The 15514-nt window shown below is 72.4% G+C and carries 12 protein-coding genes; 6 read left to right on the plus strand and 6 right to left on the minus strand.

Going from position 1 to position 15514, the window contains the following annotated elements:
* Positions 1–131: 131 nt before the first annotated feature.
* Positions 132–1703, plus strand: coding sequence for an MFS transporter (locus ACIPAE_RS05380; protein ID WP_402443029.1), 1572 nt, complete (start codon positions 132–134; stop codon positions 1701–1703).
* 88 nt (positions 1704–1791) lie between these two features.
* Here ACIPAE_RS05380 and ACIPAE_RS05385 read toward each other — a convergent pair whose 3' ends face one another.
* Together ACIPAE_RS05385 and pepN are read right to left on the minus strand one after the other, a co-directional pair.
* On the minus strand, positions 1792–3219 hold the full coding sequence (locus tag ACIPAE_RS05385; RefSeq protein ID WP_329369373.1) for an alkaline phosphatase family protein: 1428 nt from the start codon (positions 3217–3219) through the stop codon (positions 1792–1794).
* Between the two features lie 326 nt (positions 3220–3545).
* A complete protein-coding gene (gene pepN, locus ACIPAE_RS05390) occupies positions 3546–6131 on the minus strand; it encodes an aminopeptidase N (RefSeq protein WP_366413321.1) in 2586 nt (861 codons plus the stop codon).
* A gap of 470 nt (positions 6132–6601) precedes the next feature.
* Here pepN and ACIPAE_RS05395 point away from each other — a divergent pair, with 470 nt between their 5' ends.
* Positions 6602–7369: a DUF4232 domain-containing protein gene (locus ACIPAE_RS05395; RefSeq protein WP_402443032.1), complete on the plus strand. Its 768-nt coding sequence runs from the start codon at positions 6602–6604 to the stop codon at positions 7367–7369.
* A 99-nt stretch (positions 7370–7468) separates the two neighbouring features.
* Here ACIPAE_RS05395 and ACIPAE_RS05400 read toward each other — a convergent pair whose 3' ends face one another.
* Complete coding sequence (locus ACIPAE_RS05400; protein ID WP_103889250.1) at positions 7469–8005, minus strand: HNH endonuclease; 537 nt, start codon at positions 8003–8005, stop codon at positions 7469–7471.
* Between the two features lie 239 nt (positions 8006–8244).
* Between ACIPAE_RS05400 and ACIPAE_RS05405 the strand changes: the two genes are divergently transcribed.
* Complete coding sequence (locus ACIPAE_RS05405; protein ID WP_402443311.1) at positions 8245–9315, plus strand: mechanosensitive ion channel family protein; 1071 nt, start codon at positions 8245–8247, stop codon at positions 9313–9315.
* On the plus strand, positions 9312–9947 hold the full coding sequence (locus ACIPAE_RS05410; RefSeq protein ID WP_402443034.1) for a GNAT family N-acetyltransferase: 636 nt from the start codon (positions 9312–9314) through the stop codon (positions 9945–9947). The genes ACIPAE_RS05405 and ACIPAE_RS05410 overlap by 4 nt, the downstream gene beginning before the upstream one ends.
* Here the strand turns inward: ACIPAE_RS05410 and ACIPAE_RS05415 are convergent.
* Positions 9916–11721 carry a hypothetical protein gene (locus ACIPAE_RS05415; protein ID WP_366413794.1) on the minus strand — a complete coding sequence of 602 codons (1806 nt, stop codon included), beginning with the start codon at positions 11719–11721 and terminating at the stop codon, positions 9916–9918. The genes ACIPAE_RS05410 and ACIPAE_RS05415 overlap by 32 nt on opposite strands.
* A 457-nt stretch (positions 11722–12178) precedes the next feature.
* Here ACIPAE_RS05415 and ACIPAE_RS05420 point away from each other — a divergent pair, with 457 nt between their 5' ends.
* Entirely contained in the window at positions 12179–12736 is a 558-nt protein-coding gene (locus ACIPAE_RS05420) for a dihydrofolate reductase family protein (RefSeq protein ID WP_329369360.1), read from the plus strand.
* A 78-nt stretch (positions 12737–12814) separates the two neighbouring features.
* Here ACIPAE_RS05420 and ACIPAE_RS05425 read toward each other — a convergent pair whose 3' ends face one another.
* A complete protein-coding gene (locus ACIPAE_RS05425) occupies positions 12815–13288 on the minus strand; it encodes a carboxymuconolactone decarboxylase family protein (RefSeq protein WP_329369358.1) in 474 nt (157 codons plus the stop codon).
* A 147-nt stretch (positions 13289–13435) separates the two neighbouring features.
* Between ACIPAE_RS05425 and ACIPAE_RS05430 the strand changes: the two genes are divergently transcribed.
* Entirely contained in the window at positions 13436–14545 is a 1110-nt protein-coding gene (locus tag ACIPAE_RS05430) for a hypothetical protein (RefSeq protein WP_402443037.1), read from the plus strand.
* A gap of 57 nt (positions 14546–14602) precedes the next feature.
* Here the strand turns inward: ACIPAE_RS05430 and ACIPAE_RS05435 are convergent, their stop codons facing one another.
* Positions 14603–15145 carry a DALR domain-containing protein gene (locus ACIPAE_RS05435; protein ID WP_402443039.1) on the minus strand — a complete coding sequence of 181 codons (543 nt, stop codon included), beginning with the start codon at positions 15143–15145 and terminating at the stop codon, positions 14603–14605.
* Between the last annotated feature and the right edge of the window lie 369 nt (positions 15146–15514).

The following is a 15514-nucleotide window of genomic DNA, read 5'->3' on the forward strand; positions in this document are numbered from 1 at the left end:
CGAGTATCGGCGCGGGGTCGGTCGAAGGCAAGAAAGTAGCTTGCAGGTAAGTTACTTCTGCAAAAGTCGCTTGCCTTCAAGTCGCTTACTGCTAAGCTACTTAGCAACGACTTGGTCTTTCGGGGGTTCCGATGCAGCGCAGCAGCACACGTTCGGCGGCCCGGACCGGCCAGCAGGCCCGGCGCCGGCCGGGGATTCCCGGCGAGCGGGCCATGCTCACCGCGATGGGGGTCGACGCGGTCGGCTCGGGCATGTACGTGCCGTTCAGCCTGGTCTTCTTCCACCACATCACCGGGCTGTCGTTCACCGTGGTCGGTGCGGTGCTCACCGCGGTCGGGCTGGCCGGGATGGCCGCGCTGCCGCTGGCCGGCACGGCCGTCGACCGCTACGGCGCGCGCCGCGTGCAGCTCCTCCTCTACGGGGTGCGCGGCATCGGCTTCGCGCTCTACCCGTTCGCGACGACGCTGCCGGCCTTCGCCGCCGTCGCCCTCTTCACCGCCTTCGGCGACCGCGCGTTCCCCGCGGTGCAGCAGGCGTGGATCGGCGAGGTCGCCTCCGGCACCGACCGGGACCGGCTCCAGGCGGCGTCCCGCGCGCTGCGCAACGGCGGGCTCGGCGCGGGCGCCCTGCTCGCCTCCCTGGCCGTCTCGGTCGCCGGCGGCAACGGGTTCACGGTCGCGGCCTGGCTCAACGCGGCGAGCTTCGCGGTGGCCGCCCTCCTCGTGCGGGGCGTGCGGGGCGTGCGGAGTGCGCGGGGCGGGCGGGGCGTGGACGGGCGGGGCGTGGACGGGCGGGGCGTGGACGGCGCGGCGCCGGTGCCTGCGGCCGCGGGCCGCCGACCGCTCCGGCCGCTCCGTCCGCTCCTTCCGCTCGGGCGCGGTCGCGCGGGTCAGGGCTCGGCTGCGGGCTACCGGGTGGTGCTGCGCGACCGGGCCTTCCTCGGCCTGACCGGCGCCAACTTCCTCACCGCGCTGGGGTATTCCGCGCTGCCGGTGATGTTCCCGCTGTTCATCGTCGGCCGGCTGGGGCTGCCGCAGGCGCTGACCGGGGCCGCGTTCACGCTGAACACGGTGCTGTGCGCGGTCGGCGGGGTGGCGGTGGCCGGGGTGGTACGGCGCCGCGGCGGCCGGCGGACCCGGGCGGCGGCGCTCGGGGCGACCCTGTTCGCGACCGCGTTCGCCGGGCTCGCGCTGCTCGGCACGGTCCGGCCGCACTCCGGATGGGTGCTGCCCGCCGGGCTGTTCGCGCTGGTGGTGCTCTACACGACCGCCGAGACGGTGCACAACCCGGCGTCGGGCTCGCTCGCCGTGGCAGCCGCACCCGGTGAGCTGCGCGGCCGCTACATGGCCACGTACCAGCTCTCCTGGTCGCTGGCGAGCACGCTCGCGCCCTCGCTCTTCACCGCGCTGAACGCCGCCGACGCGCGGCTGCCCTGGCTGCTGCTGACCGGGACCGCGCTGTCGGCCGCGGCGCTGCTGGTCCGTCTTGAGAACCGGCTCCCCGTGGACGCCGTACGGTTCACGGCGCCGGCCGCGGTGATGACGTCCCTCCCGGCGGTGACCACCGCCGATCCGGCCCCCGCGCCGGCCGCCCCACCGACCGCCGCTACTCCCGCGGGCACCGGCCTGTGCGCCGCCGTACGCACCGCACCCGGGGCCTCCCGCCGGGCCGTCGCCGCCGGCACGGCATCCCGGACCTTCTGACCGGCCCGCTGCTCGCGGCAGGGTCCACACACGCGGTCCCGCGCCTCTGGAGGGGGGCGCGGGACCGTTTCGACGGCTCACCTGCCGGTCACGTGTGGGGGCGGTTGCCCTTCTCCTGCTTGGGGAAGCTCTGGTCGGCGCCCGGGAGCGTCGGCTTGGGGAGGGTGGCGACCTCCTGCTCGGCCTCGGCCAGCTGCTCGGCGGTGTTGTCGGGCAGCCGCGGCGGCTTCCGCGTCGTGTCGGAGAAGCGGAACGCCGAGGTGAGGTCGCCGAAGGTGCGGCGGCGCCACTGCGAGATGTTGGGCTCCTCGACCCCGGTGAAGCGCTCCAGGAACCGCAGCGACGAGGTGTGGTCGAACGCCTCGCTCGCCACCCAGCCGCCGACCGTCCACGGCGAGATGATGATCGAGGGCACCCGGAAGCCCGCGCCGATCGGCAGCCCGTTGATGAACTCGTCCGGCGTGCCGGCCTTCGGGGTGGGCGGCACCACGTGGTCGAAGAGGCCGTCGTTCTCGTCGTAGTTGAGGATGAACGCGGTCTTCGCCCACACCTTCGGGTTGGACGCGATCGCCTCGATCTTGGAGGCGACGAAGTCCGCGCCGGCGGCCGGCAGGTAGTCCGGGTGCTCGGACTGGTAGCTGGTGGGCAGAATCCACGACACGGCCGGCAGCCGGTCGTTGCGGGCGTCGTCCTCGAAGGTGCCCTCGGGCTGGAAGACCATCGCCCGGTCGTGCAGCGGCTCGCCCGGCTTGGCGTCCTGGAACTGCTGGAACTCCGACAGCATGTTGGTGCCGTAGTTGTCGGTCTCCTGGTAGACCCGCCAGTCCACGCCGGCCGCCTGCAGCCGCTCCGCGTAGGTGGTCCAGCGGTACGGGCTCGGCGCCACGTTGCTGATGATCGGGCCGCCCTTGGTGCCGCCCGGGTCGACCGTGCCGGTCATCCAGTACAGCCGGTTCGGCCAGGTCGGGCCCATCATCGAGCAGTAGTAGTTGTCGCAGATGGTGAACGTCTCGGCCAGCGCGAACTGGAACGGGATGTCCTCGCGCGTGTAGTAGCCCATCACGTAGGGGCCGTTGGCGCCGTCGGCCGCGCGGTGCGCCGGCAGCCACTGGTCCATCGCGCCGCCGTTCCACGCCTGGTGCTGCACCGCGTAGGCGTGGCTGGTGGAGGGGATCGCCTGGGCGCTGGTGCTCTTGGTGTCCAGGTGGAAGGGAAGCGTGTAGCCGTCGGGGTTCTCGGCGTCCGGCTGGTAGAAGACCGAGCGGCCGGTGGACAGCCGCTTGGCGTGCGGGTCGTTGAAGCCGCGCACGCCGGACAGGGTGCCGAAGTAGTGGTCGAACGACCGGTTCTCCTGCATCAGCATGACCACGTGCTCGATGTCGCGCAGCGAGCCGCTGCGCGGCGGGCCGGCGGCGACCGCCTTCTGCACGCTCGGCGGAAGCAGCGCCAGCGCAGCCGCGCCGCCCACCACTCCAGCCGTCGATCCGAGGAGTCTGCGTCGCGTCAACTCGGCCATGAACGTCCCTCCTTGAGCCGTCGGTGCGGCCCCCTTTGCCGAGGCCCCAGGGCACTCTGAACGGAGGGAGGCATGGGCCGATGGGGGCCGCCGGTGAACAAGTGGCCAACGTGCAGGAAGCAGTTGGCCACACCTTTACCTCTGTTACCGCTACGCCACTCCCGCCGCGGCGCGTTGTTCACCTGAGCGCCGCACGACCCTCCGAACGCGCCCGCCACGCATGGCCGATGACGCTCCCTCAGCCCACGGCAGACGCAACGGTGCCCCGGCCGAAAACGACCGGGGCACCGTCGTCGAACCATGCGCCCGCCAGGCGCGAGGCGGTGCTACGAAGCGGCCGCCCGGCTCGCGGCCTCGTCGGCGGCCTGCGCCTTCAGGGCCCGCTCGACGCCGGAGCGGGACTCCACCACCAGCCGGCGCAGCGCCGGCACCGGCTCGGCCGAGGCCAGCCACGCGTCGGTCGCGTCCAGCGTCGACTGCGAGATCTGGAGGGACGGGTACAGGCCGACCACGACCTGCTGCGCCATCTCGTAGCTGCGCGAGTCCCACACGCCCTTCACCGAGGCGAAGTACCGCTCGACGTAAGGGGCGAGCAGCTCGCGCTGGTCGCTCTGCACGAAACCGCCGATGACGGCCTCCTGCACCGCGTTGGGCAGCTTGTCCTCGTCGACGACCGACGCCCACACCTCGGCCTTGTTCTCCGCGCCGGGGCGGGCGGCCCGGGCCGCGGCGGCGTGCTGCTCGCCGGCCGAGGTGGGGTCGCGGACCAGCTCGGCGTCGATCGCGTCCTCGCCGGCCCGGCCGGTCGCGGCCAGCCGGGTCAGCAGCGCCCAGCGCAGGTCGGTGTCCACCGCCAGGCCGTCGATGCTGTCGCTGCCGTCGAGCAGGCCCTGGAGGACGTCGAGCTGCTCGGGGGTGTGGGCGGTGGCGGCGAAGGCACGGGCCCAGGCGAGCTGGTGGTCGCTGCCGGGGGCGGCGGCCCGCAGGTGGTCGAGGGACGCCTGCGTCCAGCGGGCCACACCGGTCTCCCGCCACTGCGGCGCCACGTACGAGTCGAGGGCCAGCTTGACCTGGCGGTGCAGGGTCTGCACCACACCGATGCCGCTCTCCTTGCCGATGCCGTGCAGCACCAGCTCCAGGTAGTCGCGGGCGGCCAGTTCGCCGTCCCGCGTCATGTCCCACGCGGCGGCCCAGACCAGTGCGCGCGGCAGCGACTCGGTGAAGTCGCCGAGGTGGTCGCGGACCACGGCGAGGGACTGCTCGTCGAGCCGGATCTTGGCGTACGACAGGTCGTCGTCGTTGAGCAGGAAGACATCGGGGCGGGGGGTGCCGGCCAGCTCGGGCACCTCGGTGAGAGCGCCGTCGACGTCCAGCTCGACCCGGCGGGTGCGGACCAGGGCGCCGTCCTTCAGGTCGTACGCACCGATGGCGATGCGGTGCGGACGCAGCACCGGCACGCCCTTGGCGCCGATCGGCAGCTCGGGCGCCTCCTGGCGGACCGCGAAGGAGGTGACGGTGCCGTCGGCGCCGATCTCGATCTCCGGCCGCAGCACGTTGATGCCGGCGGTCTCCAGCCATGCCTTCGACCAGGACTTCAGGTCGCGGCCGGAGGTCTCCTCCAGCGCGCCGAGCAGGTCCGACAGCCGGGTGTTGCCCCATGCGTGGCGCTTGAAGTACTGCTGCACGCCCGCGAAGAACTCGTCCATTCCGACGTAGGCGACGAGCTGCTTGAGGACGGAGGCACCCTTGGCGTAGGTGATGCCGTCGAAGTTGACCAGGACGTCTTCCAGGTCGTTGATCTCCGCCATGATCGGGTGGGTGGAGGGGAGCTGGTCCTGGCGGTACGCCCAGGTCTTCATGCTGTTGGCGAAGGTGGTCCAGGAGTGCGGCCACTTCGAGCCGGGGGCGTGCGCCTGGCAGGCGATGGAGGTGTAGGTGGCGAACGACTCGTTGAGCCAGAGGTCGTTCCACCACTCCATGGTGACCAGGTCGCCGAACCACATGTGGGCCAGCTCGTGCAGGATCGTCTCGGCCCGCAGTTCGTAGGCCGAGTCGGTGACCTTGGAGCGGAAGACGTACTGGTCCCGGATGGTGACCGCGGCCGCGTTCTCCATCGCGCCGGCGTTGAACTCCGGGACGAAGAGCTGGTCGTACTTGGCGAACGGGTACGGGTGGGCGAACTTGTCGTGGAACCAGTCGAAGCCCTGCCGGGTGACGGCGAAGATCTCCTCGGCGTCCAGGTGCTCGACGAGCGACGGGCGGCAGTAGACGCCCAGCGGCACGCTGCGGCCGCCCTCGCCCTCCCAGGTGCTGTGCACCGCCGCGTACGGACCGACGATCAGCGCCGTGATGTACGACGAGATGCGGGGGGTGGGCTCGAAGACCCACACGCCGTCGGCGGGCGGCTCGGGCGTCGGAGAGTTCGACACGACGGTCCAGCCGGCGGGCGCCTTGACGGTGAAGGCGAAGCTGGCCTTGAGGTCGGGCTGCTCGAAGCTGGCGAAGACCCGCCGCGCGTCCGGCACCTCGAACTGCGTGTACAGATAGGCCTGCTTGTCGACCGGGTCGACGAAACGGTGCAGACCCTCACCGCTGTTGGTGTACGCGCAGTCGGCGACGACCCGCAGCTCGCTGGGACCGGCCGGCAGCGCGTCGAGCGCGATCCGGGAGTCGGCGAACACCTGGGCCGGGTCGAGCGAGGTGCCGTTGAGCACCACTTCGTGCACGGCGGGGGCGACCAGGTCGATGAAGCTCGACCCGGGCTCGCTCGCCGCGAAGCGCACGGTGGTGACCGAGCGGAAGGTTCCTCCGTCCTGGGCGCCGCGCAGGTCCAGCTCGATGTCGTACGCGTCCACGGTGAGCAGGCGCGCACGCTCCTGCGCCTCCACACGCGTGAGGTTCGTACCAGCCACGACGGCCCTCTCCTTCGCTACCGAACTTGTCGAACGGATCGATCCGGATATCGCTCACCCGGGTCCCGCTCACCGGATCTCCCCCGATGGCACGACCATCCTCGCACGTCCGGGCGTTCACCCGCGGAGCCCCTGTGGATAACTCACGGGCGGCTCCTCGGCGGCCTTCCGGCCACGTTGCCGGGGCGGGCGACGGGCCGGCCCGGCCTCCGGAAAGGCCCGCACGGCCCACCTGTTGGCGGTGGGGCCGCGTGTGCCGCACGGCGTGCGGCCGTACCCGTGGCGCAGGCGTACCCGTGGTGCAGGCGTGGCGGATGCCGCCGTCGCGTTCCGTCTGTCGCGATCATGCGGCCCACGTGTCACGGGGTTGTCGCGGTCATGGCCGCGGGCAACCGGCCCGGGTGCGGCGGAACTCCATGAACGCAGAAGGGTCCGCACCATGTGGGCCGGCATCGATCTACGGAGTGGCAATGCGCAGCAGCAAGAGGCTCTCGGTCATCGCTCTGGTCGCCGTGGCCGCCGGACTGTCCCTGACGGCTTGCGGCCCCGACGACTCCAGCGCCTCCGGACCGACGTCGTCCGACACCGCCGGGGCGACCTCGTCCAGCGACGCCGGCCAGACGTTGGCGCCCAGCTCCGCGCCCGGCGCGTCCGACGCGACGTCGGCGCCCAGCACCACGGGCGGCCAGGACGGCTCCTCCGGCAGCGGTTCCAGCGGTACGTCCGGCAGCGTCTCCGGCAGCTCCGGCAGCTCCGGCGGTTCCAGCAGCACGGGCGGCGGCTCCGGCTCCTCGAACTCCGGTTCCGGCTCGGCTTCCAGCGGCACGTGCAAGACCTCCGACCTCGCCATCTCGGCGACGCGCGGCCCCGCGGGAGAGGGACTGGAGCTGGTCGACTTCACGAACATCGGCCAGAAGTCCTGCACGATGCACGGCTTCGCGGGCGTCTCCCTGCGGGGGAGCTCGGGCCGGTCCGTCGACGTCCCCCGCCGTGACCCCGGCACCACGCCCACCGTCAAGCTGGCCCCCGGCCAGGGGAACGGTTTCTCCCTCTACTACGCGCTCAACGGCAGCAGCGACAAGAGCAGCGGCTACACGTACACCACCATGATCATCACACCGCCCAACGAGACCCACTCCAAGTCCCTGAAGGTGGCCATCGACGTGCCCGTCTCCGACCCGGACCAGAGCTACGTCAACAAGAACCTGGAGATCTACGCGGTCGGCACGACCCGGTAGCGAACGTTGGCCTCCCGGCCGCCCAGGCACGACGGTGTCCCCGATCCCGCGTACGCGCGGGGTCGGGGACATCGTTTCGAAAATAGCTGAGCCCGGATCTCAGGCTGATATGCCGTCGATCCGGGCCAGGGCGTCATCCGCGCCGAAGGGTTGCAGGTATGGCAGCCACCTCGGGTCCCGATGACCGGTCCCGATGATCCGCCAGGCCAGCCCCGACGGTGGGGCCGGTTGATGGCGCAGCCGCCATCCCAGCTCGGCGACATGGCGATCGGCCTTGACGTGGTTGCAGCGTCTGCACGCCGCCACCACGTTGTCCCAGGCGTGCTGGCCGCCACGGCTGCGCGGGATGACGTGGTCGACGCTGGTGGCGGCGGCCCCGCAGTACGCGCACTTGCCCCCGTCGCGGGCGAACAGCGCCCGGCGGGTCAGCGGCACGGTGCCCCGGAAGGGGACGCGGACGAATTTGGTGAGTTTCACGACACTCGGCGCGGGCAGCGCCTGGGTCTCGCTGTGCAGGTAGGCGCCGGATTCCTCCAGGCACACGGCCTTGTTGTTGAGCACGAGGATGAGTGCGCGGCGAAGCGGTACGACGCCGAGCGGCTCGTACGACGCGTTCAGGACCAGGACATGCGGCACGGATGCCTCCTTTGGCGCCGGCGGCGCGTGGCTCGCGCCGGGACGATCTGGCCTCAGTCTCTCCGGAATGCGGTGCACCGCGCCACCATGCCCGGGTAACGGACCGAAGGTGTTTTGGACCACACTTCTGCTCCTCCCATCTCACTTCCCCTGGTGTGGCAACGCCGCCTCACCCTCCATACATCCCCCGATCAGAGCCCTTCCGCCCTTCCAACGTGCAACGGAACGACATCGTTCACATGTTTTTCGCGCCGTTAGATTGGACCCTTCGCACTTCGACGGAGGTCTCGTACGTGTCCAGCCCGACGCCGCAGCCCCAGAACACGCTGCCTTTCACGGACGTCCCCCGTTCGGCGGCACAGGCCAGCAGCTGGGTCGACGACAACTGGGCGAACTGGCTCAGCTCGGGACTGCGCATCCTGCTGATCGTCGCGATCGCGGTCGTACTCCGTTCGGTGGTACGCAAGACGATCAGCCGACTGATCGAGCGGATGAACCGGGGTGCCGAGGTCGCCGCGAACACCGCGCTCGGCGGGCTGCTGGTCAACGCGGAGCGGCGCCGGCAGCGCAGCGAGGCGATCGGGTCGGTGCTGCGCAGCGTGGCCTCGTTCCTGATCCTGGGCACCGCGGCGCTGACGGTGCTGTCCGTGCTGAAGATCAACCTGGCGCCGCTGCTGGCCAGCGCGGGTGTGGCCGGGGTCGCGATCGGCTTCGGCGCCCGCAACCTGGTGACGGACTTCCTCTCCGGGGTCTTCATGATCCTGGAGGACCAGTACGGCGTCGGCGACGTCATCGACGCGGGCGTGGCGTCCGGCACGGTGGTGGAGGTGGGCCTGCGGGTCACCAAGCTGCGCGGCGAAGGCGGCGAGATCTGGTACGTCCGCAACGGCGAGGTGAAGCGGATCGGGAACCTCAGCCAGGGCTGGGCCACCGCCGTGGTCGATGTCCAGGTCGGCGCGGGCGAGGACCTGGAGCGGGCCCGCGCGGTGATCGCGGCGACCGCCGACGACATGGCCAAGGAGTCCCCGTGGGACGAGCGGCTGTGGGAGCCGGTGAAGGTGCTCGGCCTGGAGTCGGTCGGCACGGACTCCGTGGTGGTGCAGGCCCAGGCCCGCACGATGCCCGGGCAGGCCGCGAACGTCTCCCGCGAGCTGCGCTGGCGAATCAAACACGCGTTCGCCCGCGAGGGTATCGTGATCACCGGCGGCCCCGCCGTCCCCGTGCCGGCCCAGTCCGGAAGCGTGGAGGACGGTCCCCCGGCCGCGGCAGGCGCCGCGGAGGCGGGCGACACCCAGGGAGGGAACGAATGAGCACCGATGCCGTGGCCAGGAGCGCGGGCGGGAACAGGACGGCTGACGGCACGGTGACCGGGCCGGCCACCGACCGGACCGCCGCGGATTCCGCCGCCGGTCAGACGCGGCGCCCTGCGGATTCCGCCGCCGATCACGCGCCGCGCCCCGCGGATTCCGCCGCCGGCTGGTCGCTGCGCCCCGCGACGCCGGCCGACGTCGAGACGGTGGCCGAGCTGAAGGTCGCGGTCATGCGCGCGGACCTGGAGCGGCTCGGGCGGTACGACGACCACCGGGCGCGGCAGCGGGTGCGGGACGGCTTCTCGCAGAAGCACACCTCGCTCATCACGGTGGGCTCCGACGTCGCCGGGTCCGTCACCTTCCGCCCCGCCGACGACGGCTCCCGCGTCCTGGAGCACTTCTACCTCGCCCACCGCCACCAGGGCCGCGGGCTGGGCACCGCCGTACTCCGCTCGCTCCTCGCCCGGGCCGACGAGGAGGGCGTCACCACCCGCCTGATCGTCCTCCAGGGCAGCGGCGCGCGCCGCCTCTACGAGCGCCACGGCTTCACCGTCGAGTCCGAGGACCCGATCGACGTGTTCATGATCCGCCCGCCCGCGCTCAGCGGGGCGGGGCTCCCTTCGAAGGGATGAGGCCCGAGGTGATGGTCATCGGGTCGGCGGTGAAGACCGTCAGGTAGAGGTGCTGGTGCGGGGGGAAGCCGCGGTAGCCGCCGGGGGGCGTGAGGCGGTAGGTGGTGGAGGCGTGCGGGGGCAGGGTGCGGGCGCCGGACCGGATCGCCCACCAGCCGGAGGAGCCCTGGCCGCTGCGGGACGCGAAGTGCGGGGTCAGGGTGGCGGACCCCTTGTTGGTCACCCGGACGGTCACGGAGGTGAGCCCGTGGTGCGCGCGGGCCGGCTGCGTGGTGATGGTCATCGACAGCGGCGGCGGGCTCGCGACGGCCACCGCCACGCACAGCACCGACGGGACCAGCAGCCCGGCCACCACCGCCGCCTTGGCGCGGCGGCCGCGCAGCCGCTCCGGCAGCCGCGGCTGCCAGGCGTGGGCCAGCGCGGAGGCGGGCACGGTCGCGAGGGTCGCCAGCCACAGCGGCGTGAGCATCAGGAAGTAGCCGTCCTGCGAGCGGGTGGCGAAGTAGAACGACGCCCACGGCAGCACCGTGACCGCGAGCCCGAGCCGCCGCACGAACAGGCAGGTGGCGGCGAGCAGGCCGAGCAGGAGCAGCACGCTGGCGTAGGAGTAGAAGCTCAGCCGGCTGCTGCCGTCGGTGAAGTAGTACGAGATGTCCACGACGCCCTGCCCGTGCAGGATCGCGTTCTGCGTCAGCGGCAGCATGATGCCGTGCAGCCAGCCCACCGGGTCCTGCGCGGCGAAGTACGCGTTCAGGATGCCCCAGGACACCAGGGCGGTGCCCGTGTAGCGGGCCGTCAGCGCCAGCGCCTCGCGCCTGCCGAGTTCGCCGCGCCGCACCGCGTAGAGCGCGACGAGCAGGAACGGCGTGAGGAACCAGGCGAGTTGCTGGGAGGCGCAGGCCGCGCCGAGGCAGACCGCGCGCACCACCCCGGCGCGTCCGAGCCGGCCGCCGGCGCCGGTCTCCGGCCAGCGGACCACGACCGGGACCAGCAGGGCGAAGGCGAGCATGGCCGGGTAGCCCTCGCGGGCGTACTGCGGCAGCAGGTCGAAGCCGAGGCACACGGCGGTGGCCGCGGACCGCCACGGCGCGGGCAGCATCAGCCACAGCACGACGGCGCCCGCCATCAGGGCGCCGGTGCTCACCATCGTGGCCGCGGCGGTGCTGTGCACCACCAGGTGCACGGGCGCGGTGAGCAGCGCGGTCAGCGGCGGGTAGCCGTACGTGTAGTCGGCGCCGCCGCTCATGGTCTTGGTGAGCGCGATGCCGCTGTGCTCGAACAGCCATGGCCACGGCTGGTCGTAGATGGGCCGGCCGTGCGCGATGGCGTGGGCGGCCTGGGCGGTCAGCACTCCCTCGTCGGCGCCCGCGTGGTGGAGCGCGTAGCGGCAGACGACCAGGACGAGGGCGATCACGAGGACGCCCGCGTCGACTCTCGCCAGCGCGCGGCGGGTCCGCACGGCGCAGGCGGCGACGCCGGCGACGAGAATCCCGGCGTAGCAGACCGAGATGAGGGCGGCGAGCGACGGGTGCCTGCCCATCGCCTCGGTCCAGGTGCCGCGGGTCCCGATGAACAGGCTGATCGTGCCGATCAGCGTCATCCCGCGGTGCCACTGGGCGGGGGTGGCCGCGGACCCAGGCGCCGAACCGCCCGGTTCCGCCTGTTCCGCCCCCTCCCGCGCCCCCTCGTGCCGGGCCGGCGCCGCGGTGCCGTCCACCGATGCCGGTGGTCGTTGCGCCACTGCCCCGCCGCCCGGATACGAGCCTGCATCCATACCGACCGTTTCCTCCCCCGGCCCCGACGCCCGCCGGTGGTCCGGCGGCACGGCGCGGGCACGCGCGACTACTTGTGTGGAGGGGAGCCGAGGCTCCGGCGTTGCGCCGATCCGGTGTGGATTTCCCCCGACAAGGACGACCGCGCGACCTCCGCCCGGGTTGTCCTCACAGGGCGTTACGAGTGCGTGAACTCTCGCCGACGCCCGTGCTACGTAAGGGATTTCGCCGCTCCCGGGCCCCTCGCACCGGGGTGCGCCGCGCGGTCTGCGCGCGGCGGTCGGTGGCCCGCCGCCTGCCGACCGATGAGTTCGCGCCGTCCCGATCGTCAACCCGGGTGAACCGCCGACGCGCAGGAGCCGGCCGGTCGGTTCCTGAGTCCGTCGGCGGGTCCGTAAGCCGGTCCGCCGGCCGGTCCGCCGGCCGGTCCGTCAGCCAGTCCGTCAGCCAGGAGGAATCGTGCGTGAGTTGCGAGTGGACATGTTCAGCACCGTGGACGGATACGGCAGGGGCGGGCCGCAGCCCGCGCCGTACTGGGGCTACGGCGCCCCGGGCCTGTACGGGTGGATCGACGCGCAGCTCGCCGAGGACCATGTGATGCTCATGGGCGCCACGACGTACCGCGAGATGGCCGAGATCGTCGCGCAGCACGACGACCCGACCTTCCCGCGCATGGCCGAGCTGCCCAAGATCGTCTTCTCGAAGACCCTCAACCCGCCGCTGACCTGGGCGAACACCACGGTGGTCGATGAGCCGGTGGAAACCTCCGTGCCCCGGCTGAAGGCCCTGCCGGACGGGCTGCCGATGCGGACCATCGGCAGCCCGTCGCTCGTCCGCAGCCTCTTCCGGCTCGGTCTGGTGGACCGGGTGCGCATCATGCTCTTCCCGACGATCCACGGCACCGCCGGCGAGGGCCCGGTCTTCGCGGACCTGCCCGACATGCGGCTGAGCCTGCTCGGCACCGCGGTGCTCGACGACCGTGTCGTCCTGCTCGACTACAGCGTCGGGGAGGACTGACCGCCCGCCCCGGCCGCCCCGGCCGTCGCGCCCACCCCGTGGCCGGGCGCGACGTACGCCGAGGTCGTAGGAGCGCCGTCAGTCGAACTGGCCGGCCACGTAGTCACCGGCCGGCTGCCGCACGATGACGTTCAGCCGGTTGAAGGCGTTGATGACGGCGATGGTCGTCACCAGGGCGACCAGTTGCTCCTCGTCGTAGTGCTTCGCGGCGTTCGCCCACGCCTCGTCCGTGACACCGCCGCCCGCGTCCGCGATCCGCGTGCCCTGCTCCGCCAGCTCCAGCGCGGCGCGCTCGGCGTCGGTGAAGACCGTGGCCTCCCGCCAGGCGGCGACCATGTTGAGGCGTACGGAGCTCTCCCCCGCGTGGAGGGCGTCCTTCGTGTGCATGTCGAGGCAACCCCCGCAGCCGTTGATCTGGCTGGCGCGGATCTTCACCAGCTCCAGCGTCGCGGACGGCATGGCGGAGTCGTCCACCGCCTTCCCCGCCTTGATGAGGTGGCCGAGCGCCTTGACCCCGACCGGGTTGTTCATGACCTTCAACCGAGCATCCATCGTGTTCCCTGCCTCTGCCGTACTGTCGCACTGTTCTGCGTTGACGCCCCTCTGACGAGACAGCCCGCCGGAATGTGACAACGCCCCCGGCGGCCCTGGTCAGCGGCGGTGGGAAGCGGGAGAAGGACGACGGACGAGGAGCGAGGAATGGACGGCAGCGTGCCCCTCGCGGTCCGCTACTCCCGGGAGCCGTACGAGACGCACGCGCGGCCGCGCCACGCGGACCCGCGCCGGCTGACGCGTGTCGTCCGGGCGCTTCCGGCGATGAGCACGGGGTACGACCCGCTGCGCAAGGACCTGCTCCACGCGCTGGCGTGCTTCGTCGAGTTGCCCGCGGCCGTTCAGGCGGGGCTTCCCCGCTTTCTGGCCCGACTGGGTTGGCCGGAGGCGGAGATCGGGGAGGCGGTGGCCGCGCTGCGGCGGGTGCGGAGCGATCCGCGGACCCCCGAGGAGTGGGTCGTCCACGACGTCTACGTCATCGAGACCGGCCAGGGGCGCTGCCTGACCCCGATGGGCGCGCACCTGCAAGCTCACCCGGGCGACGTCCCGCCTCAGCCGGCGCCCGCGCCACCGGGTGCGGCCCGACTCGCCGTGCTGGAGCGGCTGTTGGACCGGATCACGGCGGACCGGCGGGATCACCCGGTACGGGTGGCCGTCGACGGGGCGACCGCCTCCGGCAAGACGACCCTCGCCACCGAACTCGCCGAGCGGCTCATCGCACGCGACCGTCCCGCCGTCCGCGCCTCGGCCGACCTGTTCAAGGTGCCGCCGGAGCTGCGGCGCCCGGCCGTCGAGCGGCCGGACCTCCAGCGGGAGTGGCCCATCCGGCGCGTCTACGACACCGGGGCCCTGCGCGGACAACTGCTCGCCCCGCTCGGTCCCGGCGGTGACCGCCGCTACCGCACCGCCACGTACGACGGCTGGACCAGGCGCTCCCTGCTCGACCGCCCGCTCCTCACCGCGCCCGACTCCGCCGTCCTGCTGGTGGACGGCGCGTTCCTGAGGGAACCGGAGTTGGAAGCACTCTGGGACTTCTGGGTCCATGTCGAGGTCGACACGGAGGTGGCCGTCGAGCGCTTCGTCGTACGCGACGCCCTGTGGACGGCGGACCCCGAGCCCGGCGCCATGCGCGAGCGGTACCGCGCGAGGTACCAGCCCGACGAGACCGCGTACGCCCGCCAGGTGCGCCCCCTCGAACGGGCGGACGCGGTGGTCAGGAACACCGACCCGGCCCACCCGGACCTGGTCCTGCGCTGAGCTGCCGCGCGCGTGCTTCCCGCCTTGGGCCGCTTCGCCACGGCCACTCGTCGAAGGTCAAGTCCACTGTTCCCCAGGGCCGTTCGGCGCGGCGCCGGCGTCACCTCGGGGGGCCGCCATCGTCATCGTCACCGGAACCAGCGTGCGGGCGGTCGCGGCGAGCACCGCCCGGTCGGAGTCAGGAAGCCCCTGGCGGTCCCGCTGGGCCCGGTACAGCAGCGCCAGCGCACGAGGGGTGTTCAGGTCGCCGCTCATCGCCGCGTCGAACCCCGCGAGAACGCGTCTGCCGTCCGGGGACAGCAGCGCCACGGCATCGGCATGGGACCGGACCTCGGGGAGTGGTTCGAGACGCTCCGTGAGACGCGCCCACCGACGGCGGACGGTCGGTGCGTCCCGGAAGGCGATGCCGCGGCGCAGATCCGTGCGGTCGACCTTCCGTGGACGGCGGTAGTGCCCGGAAAGGAGGAGGCCCAGTGCGACATCGGGTAGCGACACGCCGAGGTCCGCGAGCTCGTCGAGGGTCGGCAGACGCCGCTCGCGGTGCCAGTCCGCGGACAGGTACATGCTGAACCTGCTGATCCAGACCACGTCGACGACCATGTGGCAGAGCGTTCCCGTCACGCCGGCGGGCGGCGATGCGGCTACGTGGACGCACACGCGCCCGGCTGCGGACGCAGGACAGCCGCCGCCCAGAGGCGGCAGCCCCCGAACGACTTCGTACCCCTTCCAGACCAGCAGCCGGCGCAACGCCTCGGCCGTCAGGGCGGCTCGTGCGTCCCCTATGGTCGGCGAGGGTGGGGCGGGCGTCGGCGACAGCAGGACCGGCCCCTCAGCCGGGGGTGGGAGCGGAAGCCTCCGCCGGCTCCCCGCGTCGTACAGGAACACCGGCTCCCCGTGTCTCATCGCCGGCTCGCGTCGGAAGCGAGGAGACCCGGGATCTCAGCCGGTCGGGTGGCCGGCGGATCTCGC

Source organism: Streptomyces sp. NPDC087270 (assembly GCF_044744625.1).
Lineage (GTDB): Bacteria > Actinomycetota > Actinomycetes > Streptomycetales > Streptomycetaceae > Actinacidiphila.

Excerpts from the sequence above, each read along its gene's own strand:
- ACIPAE_RS05385 (WP_329369373.1), bottom strand. The coding sequence starts at position 3,219 with ATGGCCGAGTTGACGCGACGCAGACTCCTCGGATCGACGGCTGGAGTG.
- ACIPAE_RS05410 (WP_402443034.1), top strand. The coding sequence starts at position 9,312 with ATGAGCACCGATGCCGTGGCCAGGAGCGCGGGCGGGAACAGGACGGCT.
- ACIPAE_RS05435 (WP_402443039.1), bottom strand. The coding sequence starts at position 15,145 with ATGGTCGTCGACGTGGTCTGGATCAGCAGGTTCAGCATGTACCTGTCC.
- ACIPAE_RS05425 (WP_329369358.1), bottom strand. The coding sequence starts at position 13,288 with ATGGATGCTCGGTTGAAGGTCATGAACAACCCGGTCGGGGTCAAGGCG.
- ACIPAE_RS05405 (WP_402443311.1), top strand. The coding sequence starts at position 8,245 with ATGTTTTTCGCGCCGTTAGATTGGACCCTTCGCACTTCGACGGAGGTC.
- ACIPAE_RS05395 (WP_402443032.1), top strand. The coding sequence starts at position 6,602 with ATGCGCAGCAGCAAGAGGCTCTCGGTCATCGCTCTGGTCGCCGTGGCC.
- ACIPAE_RS05415 (WP_366413794.1), bottom strand. The coding sequence starts at position 11,721 with ATGGATGCAGGCTCGTATCCGGGCGGCGGGGCAGTGGCGCAACGACCA.
- ACIPAE_RS05380 (WP_402443029.1), top strand. The coding sequence starts at position 132 with ATGCAGCGCAGCAGCACACGTTCGGCGGCCCGGACCGGCCAGCAGGCC.
- ACIPAE_RS05430 (WP_402443037.1), top strand. The coding sequence starts at position 13,436 with ATGGACGGCAGCGTGCCCCTCGCGGTCCGCTACTCCCGGGAGCCGTAC.